This window comes from Parageobacillus caldoxylosilyticus (genome assembly GCF_019272935.1).
GTDB classification, from domain to species: Bacteria; Bacillota; Bacilli; order Bacillales; family Anoxybacillaceae; genus Saccharococcus; species Saccharococcus caldoxylosilyticus.
The window spans coordinates 853245-870646 of sequence record NZ_CP040553.1; the positions used below are offsets into that span (position 1 = coordinate 853245).

Consider the following 17402-nt stretch of genomic DNA (forward strand, 5'->3'; position numbering starts at 1 on the left):
ATACTCTTATTTGCCATTTGGTACATTTTTTAATTGCCAAAAACAATTAGTAAACTCCATAGCCGCCAAAACAAGAACATCCTATAATGATAAGTAGAACGAATAAAACAACGACTAGAGCAAAAGCGTTATTTCTGTATCCATCACTCATAATTAACACACCTTTCACAATAATGATCGATTTTTAATAAATTTTTATTAGAAGCCCAAAAGCGCAACGTTTGATCTTCTTTTTAATTAATAGCTCCAAATAGACGCACCCACAATTATCAATAGAATGAACAATACGACGATCAATGCAAAGTTAAAGCCACCATAGCCGTAACCACCATAGCCGTAACCACCGTAGTATCTACCATATCCACAACCAAAGAAACACATATTCATTCACCTCCAACTGTTGTCTTCATTTTTATCTTATGTAACTGTTAAAAGAACAGTTTGGACAAATATCCTAGTAGAAACGAATTGAACAAATATCCTAGTAGATAGGAGAACTCGTAGGTTTTGTTGAAAAAGATCTGCTTTTAAAAGAAAAAGCGTATGCAATAAGCACAAGCTTCTATGGAGGTAACTATTATGCTATGGGAGGGATTCAGGCCTGGATACGCGGAGATAATCTTATACAAGGGAAAAAAGAATAGACGAGTGCCGACGCAAAAGTGAACATCGCTAAAAAAGAAATCATCCACCCTGAGTTGACGCGGTGGGTGAATGATTTCCTTCCTACTGCCGATCCCCCTTGAAGGGAACCGTTTATGCATGACTGAGGGTGCTGCAGCACTTCGGTCTTATTTTATATGGACTCTCTGTATATATACTAGTTATGTAAAACGAAGATTTATGTTCATTGCGAATTAGGCGTTTTTTTCGCAAGACCGTTCATTAAAAACTGAACCGTCCGTTCCATTTCTGCTTCGTCATCCCAGTCGTGATCGGGCAATACAATGAATCGCGTCACTAAAAATCCCACAATTGTCGTAATCGTCATCCGAATGACCGAGTCGGCAGGAATCGAAACGATCTCCCCTTTATTTTGAAAATGCTCAACAATTTTTCTAAACTTCTCATATACGTGTGCTGTAAAAATGCGCTGAAATTGCTCCTTAATTTCTGCATGAAACGCGATCTCCTGCCAGAAAACGCGAATTGCCGGCAGGTATTTTTTCACAAATTCATAACGGTTTTTCAAAAGAGCGCGAATGAAATCTTCATAGCTTTCATATTGGCTTTCGAACACTTCTTTGACAAACTCTTTCGCTAAAAATGGGGCGACGGACTTCAATAGCGTCGGAGTGACAATCGCTAGCAGCAAATCTTTTTTCGTTTTATAATGGCGGAAAATCGTCCCTTCGGCCACGCCAGCCTTCTTGGCGATTTCGCTTGTCGAAGTGGCGGCATATCCTTTTTCCGCAAACATTTCAATCGCTGCTTCTAAAATTTTGATTTGTTTTTCACTAAGCTTCACATCTTCCCCATTTAGTTGTAACAGTTCTTTCAGCCACTGTTCCTCATTCATCATGTGACAACTCCTTACTCACTGCTAAATTTTTCGGTATTTTTTCAAGGCAAACACGTTTAAGGTAATGAAAAGAAGGGCAAATCCGAACAAGACGAACAAATCCATGCGTATGTCGCCAAGCCCCACTCCTTTATACATTACGCTTTTAAGGGCATCTCCACCATAATACATTGGCATCGCTTTGGCAATCATCTGCAGCCAATTGGCCATTCCTTTGACTGGAAGGACGCCTGCAAAAAACACTTGCGGGATGATGACAATCGGAATAAACTGCATCATTTGGAACTCTGAATTTGCAAATGCGGATAACAAAATTCCTAAAGATAACGCAACAAGCGCCAGCAGCAAATTAATGATAATCACGTGCCATAAAGACCCTACCAGCATAATATCTAATACTTTCACGGCAAAAAAGACAACAATCACTGTTTGAATCACGGCAAACAATCCATACCCTAACAAATATCCAAAAACAATGTCGCTTCGGCGTATAGGCGTTGCCATTAACAGTTCGAGCGTGCCTGTGGTGCGTTCGCGCAATAAAGCAATTCCAGAAATAAGAAAGACGAAGAAAAAGACAAAAAATCCGACTAACACAGGGCTCAATACATCAAAAAAGGAAGTGTCTTTATTACCGTATACATAAGCGATGTGCATTTTTGGTGATGATACTTGTTCCATTTTTATTTTCGGAGCATTCAACGTCTTTTGCAAATGTTGAATCCACTCTTTCATGATGGATGCTTGCTTTTTTGCTGATTGTGCTGCGATCACTTGCTGTATTTTAATTTGTAATGCTTTTGTTTTGGATGGATCCGAGTTTTCAAACGTTAATTGGATGCCTTCACCTTTGATTTGCATAAATCCATCCAGTTGATCATCCACAATCGTTTTTTTGGCATTTCCCACTCGTTCATATGTTATAACTGTAATATCTTTGTCTTTTAATTGCTTCACTAAGGCGTCGTCGGCATTGGCAACGCCTAGTTTCGGATTCTCGGCTGTGTTGCTAGTAAATAAAAAATGAAACAACGTTAAGATCAATAACGGAGCAACGAACATCAATGCAAGTGTCCGCTTGTCGCGCAGCATTTGCTGAAAAATTCGTCTGACAACAGCGATCGTTCTCATATATTTTTCCCTCCCGCCTTGACAAATACTTCTTCTAAATGGTTAACAGCATATTGATTTTTCAGTTCAGATGGCGATCCGCCTGTAATTATTTTTCCATCCCTCACCATAGCCAGACGGTCGCATTTTTCCGCTTCATCCATCACATGGGTTGTTACGACAATCGTTTTTCCCTCGTTTTTTAATCGGGATAATTCGTGCCAAATCGATAATCGTAATTCTGGGTCGATCCCTACTGTCGGCTCGTCTAATACGAGTATTTGCGGATTGTGAATGAGAGCGATCGCAAGGGATAAACGGCGCTTCATTCCTCCTGAATAAGCCATCACTTTTTTCGAAAGATGAGGAGTAAGCTTCACTAAGTCTGCCGCATAAGCGATGCGCTGTTTCCGTTCTTCTTTTTTTAACTTATAGAGTGAAGCGAAAAATTGTAAATTTTCTTCTCCCGTTAATTCTGGATATAAAGCATCCGATTGTGCCATATATCCAATTTTTGACAAAACATTCATATTTGGCATCGCAGCGCCCAACACTTCCACTTCTCCTTGAAAATCGCTGTCCATTCCTACTAAGATTTTCACTAACGTTGTTTTTCCCGAACCAGAAGGACCTATTAAACCGTATATTTCTCCTTCCTTCACCGTTAGATTGATGTTGCTCAATACTTCTTTCTTCCCGAACGATTTACTTACTCGCTTAGCGACAATGATGGAACCCATGGGAACCCCCCTCTATCAATGTTGATTTTTATAAAAAATCTAACCCCCAAGGACTAAGTTGCATAAATTTCCCAGAGGGTGTTTCCATTAGCTTCCCTGAACCTTCTATTCTTGCAGGCTGCCTATTTCTTGTTTCGCATTGTTTTTAACACGGAAATCAATCATAGAACCATGAGACGGTTCATGTGGCGACAGGAGAATTTCAACTGATCCCTTTCCCTTTATCAAAATCAAAGAAAAAGAGTTCTCGAAGCCCAGCAACCATGAAACGCCGCGGCAGCCAAGAGTCAATTCAATCGCGGCAAAATGGCGGCATAAGCTCCGGCACCATTGTGAATAATGGTGCTCCAAAGAAAACGAGAAGAACAAAAATCGCCATCTATAAATATGAGTGATTACTCACATCAATTATATATGGAAATAACCTTCCGTTTCAAGTGAGTAATCACTCATTTTACAATTTTTTTAGCCGTCCCCCTTTGCACTGCGGACAGCCGGAATTTCTTTTTCCTATATTTCATCTATACATAGTTGAAAGCCATAGCACCATTCCGTCAGCTTTTTCCCGCCGATGTCAATGATCCCCTCGGCAATTTTCTCGCCCCCTAGCCGCTCGTAAAACAGGCGTGACGGATTATCGGCAAGCACCCAGACGACCATCGAACGAATTCCATCACGTTGAAAATCATCAACCAGCGCTTTGACGAGCTTTGTTCCGTATCCTTTTCCTTGTGCTTCTTTTAATAAATAGATGGCGTATATTTCCCCTTCATACTTCGCTTCTTTTCCATGTGTGGCGCGGTTTTTCCCCCCGGAAATAAACCCGCATACCTTTCCATCTTCTTCAACGACAAAAATCGAATGTTTTGGTTGATTTAATCCGCGTTGCCAGAGCTGTTCTTTTTCGCTTACGCTTAATTGTGCCAAATACTCTGCAGGCACAATGCCTTGATACGTTGTCTTCCAGCTTTCCACATGAACGGTCGCAATGGCTTTTTCATCCTCCATCGTTGCTTTCCGAATATTCATCATTTCACCCCTCATTCGTACGATAATGTATGTTCCTCGATTAAGTTGAATGGGCGGCGATGGTTCGCGTACTCAATAATATGCTGGGTAATATTTGGATACAAAATAATCCGAGAGAGATGAGAAAAGGGAATCCATTTTACCCCTGTTTGATTTTCGTCCGCCGAAGTCGGACAAAGTTGGAAGGAATCGTTAATCCTTTTACATTCAAATATGATGCTTACTTGATGCGGCGATGTTAAAGAAATATTCTTTTGCAAGTGAGGAGCTATCTCGTGTACAAATGCAATCGGACCAACCTCTACTTCTACGCCCGCCTCCTCTAATGCCTCCCGTTTTACCGCTTCAACCAATGACTCCCCTCGTTCTACGCCGCCTGCTGGAAGATTGTAATGCAGTCCATTTTCGTCTTGAAACTCAACAAGAAGCACAGCATCATTTTCAATAATTAAGGCACCAGCACGGACACGAATATGATACATATCATTGTTCTCCCTTCATTGAAAAAACTAAAGCTATTTCATTCAACAAAAAAGGAAGAAATCCTTCGTTGATTTCTTCCTTTTTTTGTTGTTAAAGTTGTTTGTCATCGACGCTATTCAGCCACCGCTCAATCTCGCCGACTACCGATCGGACGCAGCCGTCTTCAAACGGCGAAATAAGGTTGGCGGCACGGACTAATTCGGTAAACGGCTTGCTTCCGCCTTGACGGCATAATGTCAAATAATCGTTCCACGCCTCTTCATAGTTTTCACGTGAACGTTTCCAAAATTGGAAGGCGCAAATTTGTGCTAATGTGTAGTCAATATAATAAAACGCCGTCGTGTAAATATGGCTTTGCCGCTGCCAAAATCCGCCGCGTTCCAAATAAGCGTTGCCATCATAGTCTCTTGTCGGCATATATTTCCGTTCGATTGACCGCCATGCTTGCTTCCGTTCCGCCGGCGTCGCGTTCGGATTTTCGTATACGAAGTGCTGAAATTCATCCACTGCTACGCCATACGGCAAAAATAACAGTGCATCGCTTAAATGATAAAATTTATATTTTTCCGCATCTTCTTGGAAGAATAACTTCATCCACGGCCATGTGAAAAACTCCATGCTCATCGAATGAATTTCGCACGCCTCCAAGGTCGGCCAGTTATATTCCGGAATTTCGTAATGGCGGCTTTCGTAAACTTGAAACGCGTGCCCCGCTTCATGGGTAAGCACATCGATGTCTCCGGATGTGCCGGTAAAGTTCGAGAAAATAAACGGCGCTTTATAATTTTCGATATATGTACAATAGCCCCCGCTGGCTTTTCCTTTTTTCGCGATAAGGTCCATTAGTTCATGCTCGATCATATATCGGAAAAACTCGCCCGTTTCCGGCGACAGTTCTTCATACATCTTTTTCCCGTTTTCAATAATCCAGCTTGCGTCCCCTTTTGGCGTTGGATTCCCTGTTGGAAAAACAAATGCTTCATCATAATATTTCAATTTCTCGACGCCAATGCGCTCCCGTTGCCGCTCGCGGAGCTTGACAGCAATCGGAACGATATGCTTTTCGACTTGCTTGCGGAATTTCGCAACCATCTCGGCGTTATAATCCGTTCTACCTAAACGGGCATAGCCAAGTTCCACGAAGTTTTTAAATCCGAGCTTTTGCGCAATGGCGGTGCGCACTTTCACAAGCTGATCGTAAATCTCGTCAAACTTTTCTTCATGCTCTTGGAAAAACGCAAAGCGCGCTTCGCTTGCCCGCTTGCGCATCTCGCGGTCCGGTGATTCGACAAACGGCTGCAGCTGCGCTAACGTCCGTTCTTCTCCTTCAAAGAAAATTTTCGCCGACGCGACCAATTTCGTATATTCGCTCGTCAGCTTATTTTCCAGCTGCAGATCTTCCACCACGTCCGGAGAATATGTTTTTAATTCCGTCTCGGCGAGCGCAAACAATTGTTTCCCCCATTTTTCCTCGAGCTGCGAGCGGAACGGAGACGAAACAAGCGCCCGGTAATAATCGTTCACAATCCCTTTGACAATCGGCTCGACTTCATCGAAAAAGTCTTGTTCTTGTTTATAAAATTCATCGTTCGTATCAATCGTATGGCGGATATAACAAATGTTTGCCATCGTGCTGAAATGGTTGCGAAGCTGATTGATTTCCTGCATCGCCTCATTCTGTTCTTCCGCGCTGCTCGCCTTCTGAAACGATTGCAACGCTTGTTGAAACGATGCTTTTAACTTCTCCACATCTGGCCGTTCATAGCGAAACTCGGAAAATTTCAATGAAATCCCTTCCTTTTCTTTCAATTTCCTTATCTTAGTTTGTATTCCATCTTAGCACGGAAAATCCTTTTTTTCTATCGAGAAAGGCTGTTGACGGTTTTTGTCGAAAAACGTATAATAATAACGTCAATTGAATATTTTTTCTTCTCATCCACATCGATGAGATAGAGGTTGCAATGAACAAGAGTAGTAGAAACGAGACACATAGAATCGACGAGTTTCCACGTCAGGGCTCATGGCCAAAGTTTGCGGCGAACTCTGACGCCATAAACCGGGCCTGTATCCGAACAAGGACAGGACTGTCATCGTTGTAACAAACGATGAGAAGTTGGATACGATGTCTCATGCACCCGTTAAAACTTTTGGGTGTATTTTTTTTGAGGAAAAACAAACTAAAGCAAATCAGCATCAGGAAGGAGCTATCAACTGTGCAACAGCAAAAACTCGGACTATGGTTATTAACGGCGCTTGTCGTTGGCAATATGGTTGGTTCAGGCATTTTCATGCTGCCGCGCTCGCTTGCAGAAGCGGCAAGCCCGCTCGGCGTTATTTTCGCATGGCTGTTAACGGGCGCAGGCGTCTTAATGACGGCGCTTGTCTTTGGCAACTTAGCGATCCGCAAGCCGGAATTAAACGGCGGGCCGCAAATTTATGCAAAAGAATTGTTTCCAAAAGGATCGAACATCTCGATTCTATCTGGCTTTATGTCCTCATGGGGATATTGGATCGGCAACTTCGCCGGCAACGTGGCGATTATTACGACATTCGCCAGCTATTTATCGACGTTTTTCCCCATTTTAACAAGCAAACAAACGCTATTTGCCATCGGTTCGCTTGACGTAAAACTAGGAAACTTGCTCACCTTTGCCGTTTGCACGGCGCTGCTTTGGGGCATGCATTTCATCATTTTGCGCGGCATTGAAGATGCAGGAAAACTGAACTTTCTTGCTACGGCGGCAAAAGTGCTTGGATTTTTCCTATTTATCGTCATTGCTTTATTTGCGTTTGAAAAAAGCAACATCGGCTCGCTTGTTGCTCCGCGTTATGATGAAGCTGGCCATTCCATTGGTTTGTTAGGGCAAATTAATAATGCGGCGGTATCGACATTATGGGCGTTTATCGGCGTCGAATCGGCGATTGTTTTTGCATCGCGTGCGCGCAAACAAGCCGATGTCAAACGTGCGACAATCCTTGGCTTGTTGATTGCCCTTGCGATTTATATCGGCATTAGTGTGCTTGTCATGGGAGTATTGCCGCAAAAAGAACTCATTCAGTCGGAAAAACCGCTTGTTGACGCGATTGTTGCGATTTTAGGCCCAAGCGGCGGCTACATTCTTGCGGGGCTCGGTTTAATCAGCTTGCTCGGCTCCACGCTTGGCTGGGTGCTGCTAAGCGCCGAAGTGCCATACCAGGCGGCAAAGCAGGGTTTGTTTATTCCAGCGTTTTTAAAGGAAAATAAAAAGAGAGTGCCAAGCTTTTCTTTAGTTCTTTCGAATGGATTGGCGCAAATCTTTATTTTTTCAACAGTTTCCAACTCGATGTCAGCGGCGTTTGATTTTGTCATTTACATCGCGACATTAGCGTATCTCGTCCCGTATTTTATCGCCTCTGTCTTCCAATTAAAGCTGACGCTGACCGGCGAAACGTACAAGGGTGCGGCACGGGGCCGCATGATCGATGGGATCGTTGCCGTTCTGGCAACCATTTATTCCATCTGGGTCATCATCGCCGGCACCGCAGATATCAAAACGTTTATGCTTGGAGTTGTCCTGCTTTTAAGCGGCATCTTCTTCTACCCGCAAGTGAAAAAAGCGGCGCAGCAAACAGAAGAAAAACAAAAAATGTCGGCATAACAAAAGCGAACGTCCGAAAGCCGCGGGCGTTCGCTTTTATATTTTTCTCTTTTCTTCTCCATCAATCACTATTGCCTCCGAATCTATCAGCCTTGTCACGCGGCATGAAATTTGTGCTTCAAACGTTTGCAGCCGCTCTTCTATGGAGCAATCGCCCGGAAACACATCCTCCCGGCCTAATGCGGAAAGATTATTCGTCCGTTAGGTGGTTACCTTATCATACCGTTATTTTACCATGTTTTAGAAGGAAAAGTAATTCGTTTATCGAAATACTATAGAGAAAATTTTTAAAAAAGGAAGTGTCTTCGATGACTGTACGGGACGCAAAGAAAAAACATCGCGGCATCACCTCAGAAGATTTGTTTCGCATCCGCTTTGTGAGAGACCCACAATTCTCCCCAGATGGCGAGAAAGTCATCTTTGTGCAAAAAACGATTGATGACGAACGGGAATATCGCTCCCACCTTTTTCTCCTGGCATTAGCGGATGGCAAAGTGAGACAATGGACGTTTGGAAAAGTAAAAGACTCTTTTCCGCGTTGGTCCCCAAATGGAAAAATAATCGCGTTTCTTTCCAACCGCTCCGGCAAAACACAAATTTGGATTCTTCCGACAGACGGCGGGGAAGCGCGCCAGTTAACCGCATTAAAAAACGGAGTGCGCCACTACTGCTGGTCGCCGGATGGGCGGTTTCTCGTAGCACTCATTTCGCTTGGCAAGGAAGAAACGCTGGAAGAGCGCGAGGAGCAAAACAAAAAAGAGAAAGAAAAACGCGAGCTGACACCGCTTGTCGTAGAGCGGCTGCAATATAAATCCGATGCAGCAGGATTTCGCGATGATAAACAGGATTTGCTTGTCCGCATCGATGTAGAAGCAGGCAAGATTCAAGCTCTGACAGACGGCGATGACGAAATCAGTTCATTCGCCATCTCTCCTGACGGCAAAACAGTCGCATTTGTCGCCAATCGGAGCGATGAGCCTGATTTTACGTTTGCGCGCGATATATTTCTTCTTGACATCGACAGCGGAAAAACGACAAAAATCACAGATGGAAACGGGTTTTTCACTTCGCTGTCCTGGTCTCCGGACGGAAAAGCGCTCGCGGCGATTGGACATGAACTCGAATATTTAGGCGCTACGCTAAATCGAGTGTGGATTTTCGATCTCGCTGGTGGAAAAAAACGGTCGCTTACCGCCAATTGGGATGTCCATGTCGGTGATGCGATGGTAGGTGACATGCATTCCGACGCGCCAGGTCCTGGACTCATTTGGGATAAAGAAGGAAACGGTATGTATTTTCTTGCTTCCGAACGAGGGCGCGTTAACCTTTATCATGTAGCGTTGGACGGAACCATTACACCATCTGTAGTCGGCGATTTCCATCTGTATGGATTAACGATTCACCCGCATCAACATATAGCGATTGCGGCAATTAGCGATCCAACACATATTGGTGACTTACATACCATTTCTCTTCATGATGGGAAACGAAACAAGCTGACAAATGTGAATAAGGAGTTGGAAGAAGAGATTATCCTTTCCAAACCGGAGACATTCACCTATCCATCCCGTGATGGCTGGACCATTCAGGGCTGGCTGATGAAGCCCCCTCATCTCGAACAAGGGCAAAAAGTGCCGCTCATCGTCGAAATTCACGGCGGTCCGCACGCAATGTACGGTTTTACTTTTTTCCATGAAATGCAGGTGCTTGCGGACAAAGGATATGCGGTGCTGTTTACGAATCCGCGCGGCAGCCATGGCTATGGGCAAACGTTTGTCAACGCGGTGCGCGGCGATTACGGCGGGATGGACTATGCAGACATTATGAGCGGCGTCGATTATGTGCTTGAGCATTTTGATTTTATCGATGAAACGCGCCTTGGCGTCACTGGCGGAAGCTACGGCGGATTTATGACCAACTGGATCGTCGGACATACGGACCGCTTTAAAGCAGCGGTAACGCAGCGCTCGATTTCAAACTGGCTCAGCTTCTATGGTGTGAGCGACATCGGTTATTTCTTCACAGAATGGGAAGTCGGCTGCAATGTGTGGGACGATCCGGAACGGCTTTGGCATCATTCTCCGCTGAAATATGTAAAGAACATTCAAACTCCGTTATTGATTCTCCATAGCGAAAAAGATTACCGCTGCCCGATCGAACAAGCCGAGCAGCTGTTTATCGCGCTGAAACATTTAAAGCGGGAAACGAAGCTCGTCCGCTTCCCGGAAGCAAACCATGATCTTTCCCGCAGCGGCCCTCCGGCGCTTCGCCTTGAGCGGCTCAATCATATTGTCGGGTGGTTTGAACAACATTTGACATAAAACAAGAGTCCCGTAACTGGGACTCTTTATGGCGATGAATATTTATGGAATTAACTCGACATAATCCCCTGTCTTCAGCCCTGCCGCATTCGCTTCATCTGTATCAATATGCATATCGAGCGCGAAGTTTCCACTGACGCGGACGATGACTTCATCAAAAATTAAGGCTCGCTCCCCTTGTGTTTTTACTTTTACGACTTGTTTATCTTTTACTCCGATTTTTGAAAATAAGTGGCTGCTTATGGCAGCCACTTATGTTAAACAATCGCAAATTATTCCCTTTTTGCTCCGTATCCCAACTTTTTCAATAACGAAATCGCCTGTTCCTTTTCTTCCGTAGTTAAGCCGGAAACGGTTTCGTGAATCGTCTGCGCATGCTCCGGAAAAACCTTTTCGATAAACGCTCTTCCCTTTTTCGTGATCGAAGCATACGTGACGCGACGGTCTCTCTCGCATGCTCTTCGTACAATCAACCCTTTGCTTTCGAGCTTATCGACCACATATGTAATGCTTCCGCTCGCGAGCAAAATTTTCTCCCCGATTTGCTGCAGCGGCTGATCCCCTTTATGGTAAAGCAGCTCTAATACGGCAAACTCGGTTGGATTGACGCCGAACGATTGAATCGATTTATTCACTTGGTCATTAACAGACCGATAGGCTCTTGATAAAACGATAAACAATTTTAATGATTGTTTAATGTCCTTCTCCTTCGCCATTTGCAATCAAACCCTTTTGTCGCTAAATATTTATAAAGGCATGTCCCGTTGCTTTCCGCAAAACACCGTTTTCTTACTTGCATTATACTTTAACTATTTGATACGGCGCAAATGTTTTTTAAAGCAACATGGGCGGCATCATACTCGTAACTTGGTGACTTTTGTTTATTATATTAATGTATGAATATGTTCTGTTTATGGTTTGGGCGGTTATCACATTCGAGCGGAAAACGCATATGGTAAAAATACAGGAGGCACGGAAAGGGGGATTCGATGAAACAAGTATTAATCGGCAGTATATTGTCGGCGTTATCGACTGGGCTGGGAGCGGTGCCGATTTTATTTTTGGCGAAATCGATTACCCACCGCTGGCGCGATATATTGCTGGCGTTTTCGGCAGGCATTATGACAGCGGCTTCGATGATGAGTTTAATCCCCGGAGCATTGCAGGCGGGAGGCTTTGCCGCCTTAACGGTTGGACTTTTTCTTGGCGTTCTTATTTTAACGGTTTTAGAAATGACCGTGCCGCATATCGATTTAGAGCATACGCAAAAAGAAATCCAGTTTGATGAAAAGGCGTTGCTGATTATCGTGGCGATTACGCTACATAACCTTCCCGAAGGATTGTCGGTCGGGGTCAGCTACGCCTCCAATGCAGCGGAGACTGGTAATTTAATTGCGCTGGCGATTGGCTTGCAAAACGCGCCGGAAGGATTTTTAGTCGCTCTTTTTTTGATTAACCAGCAAATCGGAAAATGGAAAGCGTTTATTATCGCCACGTTAACCGGTGCAGTGGAAATTGTCACTTCTTTGCTCGGCTTTTATTTAACCTCCATCTTTCGCGGGCTGGTTCCGTATGGCCTTGCCTTTGCCGCGGGAGCGATGCTGTTTATTATTTATAAAGAATTGATTCCGGAAAGCCACGGGGACGGACATGAGCGGACATCCACCTATTCGTTTATCATCGGCATATTATTTATGATTTTTTTAGTCGAATCGTTTTAGTCAACTACCCCGCCACTTAAAGCCTAGAGGCTTTTGAAGAGGGGGCTTGTAACTACCCAGAAGTGCAATGCTTTACTCAAAAGAAAGGAGGAAGGCGCATTCCTCCCCCACTTACTCATTTCATTCATTAAAGTGGGGTCTCCTGCGCTAAAACGATGAAACAACCCCCCTGTCTAAAGAAGACAGGGGGTATCGCCATTACTGGCCTACCTCTTCTTTTTCTTCATACGGATGGGCGACCCAGCCGGACGGATCGATAAACAGGCGGACGGCGACGACTTGGCGGTCGTCCATTAAGGTGAAATAATGCGGGTTTCCTTCCGGCACGGAAATGACATCGCCCGCTTCAAGTTCGACATCAAAATAGCCCGTTTCACTGTCCCCTTTGATGATAAAAATGCCATGGCCAGCAGTAATAGCGCGCACTTCGTCTTCCGTATGGATGTGCACTTGTTCAAACTTTTTCAACAGTTCATCCAAATTCGGCGTCGCATCCGATAAGGCGACGATATCCCACGTTTTGTAGCCTCTTCTCGCCGCCAAATCTTCAATTTCTTCTTTAAACGTCGCCAAAATTTCCTCTTTTTCTTCGTCGGTCAATACATATTTGTCGCGCAAATGTTCCGGCAGTTTGTTAATGTCCCAATGCTCGTACAACACGCCTTGTTTATTTAAAAAGCTGCGGACATTTTCATCCCCTTCAATCACTTCTCCCGTTTTTTTCACTTTGATTACTGCCATTGGAATTTCCCCCTCTATCAATTTTATGATTTAATCAACCGGCAGCACAGCGGTCTGCTTCAGCAGCAGCCACTTGACGTGCCAGCTGAACAAAAACTCCCACGCTTCTAAAAACTTCTTTGCCTCAAACGCATCCCGCCCCCAGACGGTAATGCCGTGATTGCGGATCAACACCGCGCCGGCATCCCCGTTGACATGCTTGGCGAATTCCTTAGCCAGCGTCGGAATGTGTGCGTAATTTGGAATAATTGGGATGCGGATCATCGCATCTTCTTCCCACAGCCCGAACGCTTTAATGATTTCCTGGCCGGAAAATGCGGCTTCCCCTTTATTTCCGTACAGCTCGGAAATAATATTATTGTCAACTGTATGGACGTGGAGGATGCAGCCGGCATTGGCCCGATTGTAAATTTCCACATGCAGCAGCGTTTCTGCGGACGGCTTTAAATTTGTATTCTCGACCGGCTTTCCAAATGCGTCAACAAGCAAAAAATCTTCGTCGGTCTGCTTGCGCTTGTCTTTGCCGCTTGCGGTGACGAGGAAAGTAAGCGGCTCATCCGTCACCTTGATGGACAAGTTGCCGCTCGTGGCGAAAAACCAATCGCGCTCTGCCAGCTCTGCCTTGACTTCGGCCAGCTCCCTCCATTTTTTCACAACGATGCTCATGCGTTTACCTCCATCGTCTGCAAAAAATGAATGACATCGAAAAACGTTGTAAACGGCGTGTGCGGAAGATCGAGCTCCTGACACTTGTCTAGCAGGAAATCGCGGGCGAAGACGTGGTCAGCCCGTTTCGCTACTTCCAAATCCGTGATCGAATCGCCGATCACGATATGAAATGCATCCGGCACCGCCAGTTTTCTCAACAAAGACGGCTTGCAGCAGCCGCAGCCGTTTTGACACTGGTCATCGCACGCATGCGGCCAGGTGATGCGGATCGTCTCGCCGCTGAAATCAGAGCCGTTGCAAAAGATGCGCTCTTTGTCGACCAGCCCTTCTAATAGCGGATAGACAAAGAAGTCGATGCCGCCGCTGACGACATAAAGCGGAATGTCATGCTCCTTCGTAAATGCGACAAATTCGCGAAACCCGTCGCGAAGACGGGCGGTCTGCAAAATGAAATCCGTAATTTCTTCCTTCCGGCTCGATGGGAGCAGGGAAAACATTTTCCCCACCCCTTCCTGCACGGAGATGCGCTGCGCCAATATATCGTCTTTTAACGTTTCCCACTCGGGCGGCGCAAACTGCTTCATAATCGCGATAATGTTATCATTGTCCGTAATCGTTCCGTCAAAATCGCAAAAGATCACTCGTTTAGTCATGATGTCACCTCTACTGCGCCCCATAAGTCGATCGCTTTTTGCAGCGCCTCATTTTCGCGGGCTGCCTCGTGCAAAGATTTGCCGGCAAGCGCCGCATCGATGGCAGCTCGGAACGCTTTGCCGCCGCCTGCCGCTCCGTCTGGATGGCCGTGGATGCCGCCGCCGGCGTTGACGATGCTATTGACGCCGAAATCGCGGAACAGAAGCGGCACCAGCCCTGGGTGAATGCCCGCTGACGGCACCGGAAACGCCTGTTTCAACGGCTCCTTCTCATCCGTTAATTCTTTGGCGATGCCAAGCGCCTCTTCTTTGTCGAGCGCGACGCTTCCGTACGGCGATGGGAAAAGGACAAAGTCGGCCCCGGCAAGACGAAGCAGCTTGCCAAGCAGCAAGGACGCTTTAACACCGTAAAATTCCGACGGGGTAAGCGCGCCGCTGAACGCCGGATGAGCCATAATCGGAATGGCGATCTCTTCATCCTCGCGCAATCCTTGCAATACGTCCAATCCGTAGGTAAAGACGTTAAACAGCAATACATCGGCGCCTAGCTCCACCGCGCGCTTTGCTTTTTCTTTCAATTCGAACGTTTTGCCGGTTAAATTGACGGCATATAACGTCCGTTTCCCCGTCTGTTCGTACACTTCGTTGAGCACCGCTTTGCCTGCTGTAATCCGTTTTTCAAACGGCAGCAAATCGCTGTCAAATACAATTTCATCATCCTTGACAAGATCGACACCGCCAAGAGCCTGCTGCTTCAGCTGTTCGGTTAAATACGCTAAATCGCGGCCGATAATGCCTTTAAAAATGCTCATGAGAAGCGGACGGTCATATACATTGACTTTTCGGCGAATCCCGTCGATGCCAAAGCGCGGTCCCGGAAATTGTTTTTTCCAAGCGTCAGGGAGCGTTACATCTAGCAATTTTACTTCACCGTCTAAAGACAGCTTGCCGAACACCGTTGCCAAAAGCGCCGGAATGTCAGCGCTGAAATTGACTGTCGGATAAGCGATTTGCACGATCGCGCGCTTCAGCCGTTTGCCAAAATACTGATTTGCCCGTTCGCTTTCTTCCAGCTCTTGTATATGGACGACTTCCCCTTTATGTTTGCGCAGCTGCTCTTGTTCCAGCAGAGGCAGGTCGGTCCATGTTCCGACCGTTAAGCCAAGAGCGATTCCTTCTGCTTTTTTCTTTATGTCTTTCTCGTCATGAATAACATAGGTGGCAATGAGTTGGCTCATGTTCATCCCTCTTTCTCTATCAAAAAAGCCTCTTCATAAGAAGAGGCATTGAAATGGACACTCTTCTTATCTCTCAGCGTTTCCGCTGCAAGAATTAGCACCGTGCTTCGCGATCACCGCCAAGCCGGTTGCCGGGCTTCATTGGGCTTGTCCCTCCACCTACTCTTGATAAGAATGCTTGCAATATTGTATTCACTTTTCGAACAATTCGTGCTCACAAATTTTATAGTAAGAATGCTTACAATATTGTATTCGCTTTTCGAACAATTCGTGCTTGCAAATTTAATTTGAATTATGACAGTATTTTTTGACGTTGTCAATCACTTTTTTCGCTTTCGAAAAGACAAAGCTTGCCAATCCGCTCCGCTGCTTCTTGCAAACGGGCTTCGCTCGTCAATAAGCCAACGCGTACATAGCCTTCCCCATGCTCGCCAAATCCGATTCCCGGCGCGACAGCCACATGCGCTTTTTCAAGCAAATAATCGGAAAAACGTTCCGACGTCCAGCCATGCGGCACCGGCAGCCACGCGAAAAACGAGCCTTTTGGCGGCGCAACATCCCAGCCGATTTGCCGCAATGCCGCTATAAACGTATTGCGCCGCGATTCATACAAGGCGACAAGCTCTTCGACGCAGCGCTGCGAGGAAAGAAGGGCGGTTGCTGCCGCTTCTTGAATCGCGCCAAACAGGCTGACGTATAAATGGTCCTGAAGCAAATTAATCGCCGCAATCACGCTTTCATTGCCGACGGCAAATGCGACGCGCCAGCCCGCCATATTATACGTTTTCGAAAACGTATAAATTTCCACGCCGATGTCTTTTGCCCCTTCTGCCTGAAGGAAGCTAACCGGTTTTTTTCCATCAAAGCCAATCGCACCGTAAGCAAAATCATGGACGACGCAAATCCCGCGCTTGGCGGCAAACGACACCGTTTCCTCGAAAAATTCCTGCGAAGCAGTCGCTCCGGTTGGATTATTTGGATAATTTAAAAACATAAGTTTAGCTTTTTCTGCAATATGGCGAGGAATGTCACTATAATCAGGCAAAAACCCATGTTCGGCACGCAATGGCATCATCACCATTTTTGCACGCGCCAGCGCAATCCCCGACCAATAGTCAGGATACCCCGGGTCAGGAACGAGCACGATATCACCAGGATTCACGAGGCATTGCGGAATCTCGACAAGCCCCGCTTTACCGCCGAACAAAATGGCGACTTCTTTTTCGGGGTCAACGGTCACGCCGTATTCCCGTTCGTAAAACTCGGCAACCGCCTGTTTCAAAAAAGAATACCCTTGAAACGGCGAATATTTGTGATATTTCGGGTTTGCCACCGCCTTTTGCATCGCTTCGACGATATGCGGCGGTGTCGGCTGATCCGGATTTCCTTGTCCTAAATTGATGACATCGTATCCTTCCGCGATTTTTTTGGCTACTTTCGCGACTAATGAGGCGAAAAACTGCTTTGGAAGCCCTTCTAACAGGTCGGATAACGGAAATTGTTTTGTCATGCTTAACACCTTCTCAAAAATTTCTTG

At 45.7% G+C, this 17402-nt stretch carries 18 protein-coding genes, 1 pseudogene and 2 riboswitches; of the genes and pseudogenes, 4 read left to right on the top strand and 15 right to left on the bottom strand.

Annotation, left to right across the window (positions count from 1 at the left end; genetic code table 11):
* Positions 1-46 precede the first annotated feature (46 nt).
* From BV455_RS20890 to BV455_RS04360, 5 genes are all read right to left on the bottom strand, one after another.
* Positions 47-151 carry a YjcZ family sporulation protein gene (locus BV455_RS20890; RefSeq protein ID WP_081161066.1) on the bottom strand — a complete coding sequence of 35 codons (105 nt, stop codon included), beginning with the start codon at positions 149-151 and terminating at the stop codon, positions 47-49.
* A gap of 86 nt (positions 152-237) precedes the next feature.
* The gene (locus tag BV455_RS04345; RefSeq protein ID WP_081161063.1) at positions 238-381 is read right to left on the bottom strand and encodes a YjcZ family sporulation protein; all 144 of its coding nucleotides are present in this window, start codon (positions 379-381) and stop codon (positions 238-240) included.
* Positions 382-847: 466 nt separating this feature from the next.
* Positions 848-1519 (bottom strand): TetR/AcrR family transcriptional regulator, encoded by a 672-nt coding sequence (locus BV455_RS04350; protein WP_061579542.1) that lies wholly within the window; start codon positions 1517-1519, stop codon positions 848-850.
* A gap of 24 nt (positions 1520-1543) precedes the next feature.
* Positions 1544-2653 (bottom strand): ABC transporter permease, encoded by a 1110-nt coding sequence (locus BV455_RS04355; protein WP_218687768.1) that lies wholly within the window; start codon positions 2651-2653, stop codon positions 1544-1546.
* Positions 2650-3372, bottom strand: a complete 723-nt coding sequence (locus BV455_RS04360) for an ABC transporter ATP-binding protein (protein WP_017436204.1) — start codon at positions 3370-3372, stop codon at positions 2650-2652. The genes BV455_RS04355 and BV455_RS04360 overlap by 4 nt, the downstream gene beginning before the upstream one ends.
* A 185-nt stretch (positions 3373-3557) precedes the next feature.
* Between BV455_RS04360 and BV455_RS20755 the strand changes: the two genes are divergently transcribed.
* The gene (locus BV455_RS20755) at positions 3558-3767 is read left to right on the top strand and encodes a hypothetical protein (RefSeq protein WP_155835550.1); all 210 of its coding nucleotides are present in this window, start codon (positions 3558-3560) and stop codon (positions 3765-3767) included.
* Positions 3768-3882: 115 nt separating this feature from the next.
* Here BV455_RS20755 and BV455_RS04370 read toward each other — a convergent pair whose 3' ends face one another.
* The 3 genes from BV455_RS04370 to BV455_RS04380 all read right to left on the bottom strand — a co-directional run bounded on the left by BV455_RS04370 (position 3883) and on the right by BV455_RS04380 (position 6669).
* The gene (locus tag BV455_RS04370; RefSeq protein WP_052510015.1) at positions 3883-4401 is read right to left on the bottom strand and encodes a GNAT family N-acetyltransferase; all 519 of its coding nucleotides are present in this window, start codon (positions 4399-4401) and stop codon (positions 3883-3885) included.
* A gap of 11 nt (positions 4402-4412) precedes the next feature.
* Positions 4413-4883, bottom strand: a complete 471-nt coding sequence (locus BV455_RS04375) for an NUDIX domain-containing protein (RefSeq protein ID WP_042407448.1) — start codon at positions 4881-4883, stop codon at positions 4413-4415.
* 91 nt (positions 4884-4974) lie between these two features.
* Complete coding sequence (locus BV455_RS04380; protein ID WP_218687769.1) at positions 4975-6669, bottom strand: M3 family oligoendopeptidase; 1695 nt, start codon at positions 6667-6669, stop codon at positions 4975-4977.
* A gap of 157 nt (positions 6670-6826) precedes the next feature.
* Positions 6827-7008, top strand: a riboswitch (Lysine riboswitch).
* Positions 7009-7097: 89 nt separating this feature from the next.
* Between BV455_RS04380 and BV455_RS04385 the strand changes: the two genes are divergently transcribed.
* Complete coding sequence (locus tag BV455_RS04385) at positions 7098-8522, top strand: amino acid permease (RefSeq protein ID WP_042407452.1); 1425 nt, start codon at positions 7098-7100, stop codon at positions 8520-8522.
* A 308-nt stretch (positions 8523-8830) separates the two neighbouring features.
* On the top strand, positions 8831-10843 hold the full coding sequence (locus BV455_RS04390) for a S9 family peptidase (protein WP_042407454.1): 2013 nt from the start codon (positions 8831-8833) through the stop codon (positions 10841-10843).
* Positions 10844-10885: 42 nt separating this feature from the next.
* Here BV455_RS04390 and BV455_RS04395 read toward each other — a convergent pair.
* Positions 10886-11059: pseudogene (locus tag BV455_RS04395) on the bottom strand (PduL/EutD family phosphate acyltransferase); the annotation flags it as partial.
* 56 nt (positions 11060-11115) lie between these two features.
* Positions 11116-11559, bottom strand: coding sequence for a MarR family winged helix-turn-helix transcriptional regulator (locus BV455_RS04400; protein WP_218687770.1), 444 nt, complete (start codon positions 11557-11559; stop codon positions 11116-11118).
* A 273-nt stretch (positions 11560-11832) separates the two neighbouring features.
* Between BV455_RS04400 and BV455_RS04405 the strand changes: the two genes are divergently transcribed.
* A complete protein-coding gene (locus BV455_RS04405; RefSeq protein ID WP_218687771.1) occupies positions 11833-12564 on the top strand; it encodes a ZIP family metal transporter in 732 nt (243 codons plus the stop codon).
* A 198-nt stretch (positions 12565-12762) separates the two neighbouring features.
* Here BV455_RS04405 and BV455_RS04410 read toward each other — a convergent pair whose 3' ends face one another.
* The 5 genes from BV455_RS04410 to BV455_RS04430 form a co-directional block, all read right to left on the bottom strand.
* The gene (locus BV455_RS04410; protein ID WP_017436214.1) at positions 12763-13305 is read right to left on the bottom strand and encodes a 1,2-dihydroxy-3-keto-5-methylthiopentene dioxygenase; all 543 of its coding nucleotides are present in this window, start codon (positions 13303-13305) and stop codon (positions 12763-12765) included.
* 30 nt (positions 13306-13335) lie between these two features.
* Complete coding sequence (locus BV455_RS04415) at positions 13336-13971, bottom strand: methylthioribulose 1-phosphate dehydratase (protein WP_218687772.1); 636 nt, start codon at positions 13969-13971, stop codon at positions 13336-13338.
* Positions 13968-14627, bottom strand: a complete 660-nt coding sequence (mtnX, locus tag BV455_RS04420) for a 2-hydroxy-3-keto-5-methylthiopentenyl-1-phosphate phosphatase (protein WP_017436216.1) — start codon at positions 14625-14627, stop codon at positions 13968-13970. The genes BV455_RS04415 and mtnX overlap by 4 nt, the downstream gene beginning before the upstream one ends.
* Positions 14624-15865: a 2,3-diketo-5-methylthiopentyl-1-phosphate enolase gene (gene mtnW, locus BV455_RS04425; RefSeq protein ID WP_081161056.1), complete on the bottom strand. Its 1242-nt coding sequence runs from the start codon at positions 15863-15865 to the stop codon at positions 14624-14626. The genes mtnX and mtnW overlap by 4 nt, the downstream gene beginning before the upstream one ends.
* Positions 15866-15928: 63 nt before the next feature.
* Positions 15929-16040, bottom strand: a riboswitch (SAM riboswitch).
* A 141-nt stretch (positions 16041-16181) separates the two neighbouring features.
* The gene (locus BV455_RS04430) at positions 16182-17375 is read right to left on the bottom strand and encodes a pyridoxal phosphate-dependent aminotransferase (protein ID WP_218687773.1); all 1194 of its coding nucleotides are present in this window, start codon (positions 17373-17375) and stop codon (positions 16182-16184) included.
* Positions 17376-17402: the final 27 nt, after the last annotated feature.

Bases quoted from the DNA above. Each gene is read 5' to 3' on its own strand.
- mtnX (WP_017436216.1), bottom strand. From the start codon at position 14,627: ATGACTAAACGAGTGATCTTTTGCGATTTTGACGGAACGATTACGGAC.
- BV455_RS04405 (WP_218687771.1), top strand. From the start codon at position 11,833: ATGAAACAAGTATTAATCGGCAGTATATTGTCGGCGTTATCGACTGGG.
- BV455_RS04370 (WP_052510015.1), bottom strand. From the start codon at position 4,401: ATGAATATTCGGAAAGCAACGATGGAGGATGAAAAAGCCATTGCGACC.
- BV455_RS04415 (WP_218687772.1), bottom strand. From the start codon at position 13,971: ATGAGCATCGTTGTGAAAAAATGGAGGGAGCTGGCCGAAGTCAAGGCA.
- BV455_RS04375 (WP_042407448.1), bottom strand. From the start codon at position 4,883: ATGTATCATATTCGTGTCCGTGCTGGTGCCTTAATTATTGAAAATGAT.
- BV455_RS04345 (WP_081161063.1), bottom strand. From the start codon at position 381: ATGTGTTTCTTTGGTTGTGGATATGGTAGATACTACGGTGGTTACGGC.
- BV455_RS04400 (WP_218687770.1), bottom strand. From the start codon at position 11,559: ATGGCGAAGGAGAAGGACATTAAACAATCATTAAAATTGTTTATCGTT.
- BV455_RS04360 (WP_017436204.1), bottom strand. From the start codon at position 3,372: ATGGGTTCCATCATTGTCGCTAAGCGAGTAAGTAAATCGTTCGGGAAG.
- BV455_RS04355 (WP_218687768.1), bottom strand. From the start codon at position 2,653: ATGAGAACGATCGCTGTTGTCAGACGAATTTTTCAGCAAATGCTGCGC.
- BV455_RS20890 (WP_081161066.1), bottom strand. From the start codon at position 151: ATGAGTGATGGATACAGAAATAACGCTTTTGCTCTAGTCGTTGTTTTA.
- BV455_RS04410 (WP_017436214.1), bottom strand. From the start codon at position 13,305: ATGGCAGTAATCAAAGTGAAAAAAACGGGAGAAGTGATTGAAGGGGAT.
- BV455_RS04390 (WP_042407454.1), top strand. From the start codon at position 8,831: ATGACTGTACGGGACGCAAAGAAAAAACATCGCGGCATCACCTCAGAA.
- mtnW (WP_081161056.1), bottom strand. From the start codon at position 15,865: ATGAGCCAACTCATTGCCACCTATGTTATTCATGACGAGAAAGACATA.
- BV455_RS04430 (WP_218687773.1), bottom strand. From the start codon at position 17,375: ATGACAAAACAATTTCCGTTATCCGACCTGTTAGAAGGGCTTCCAAAG.
- BV455_RS04350 (WP_061579542.1), bottom strand. From the start codon at position 1,519: ATGAATGAGGAACAGTGGCTGAAAGAACTGTTACAACTAAATGGGGAA.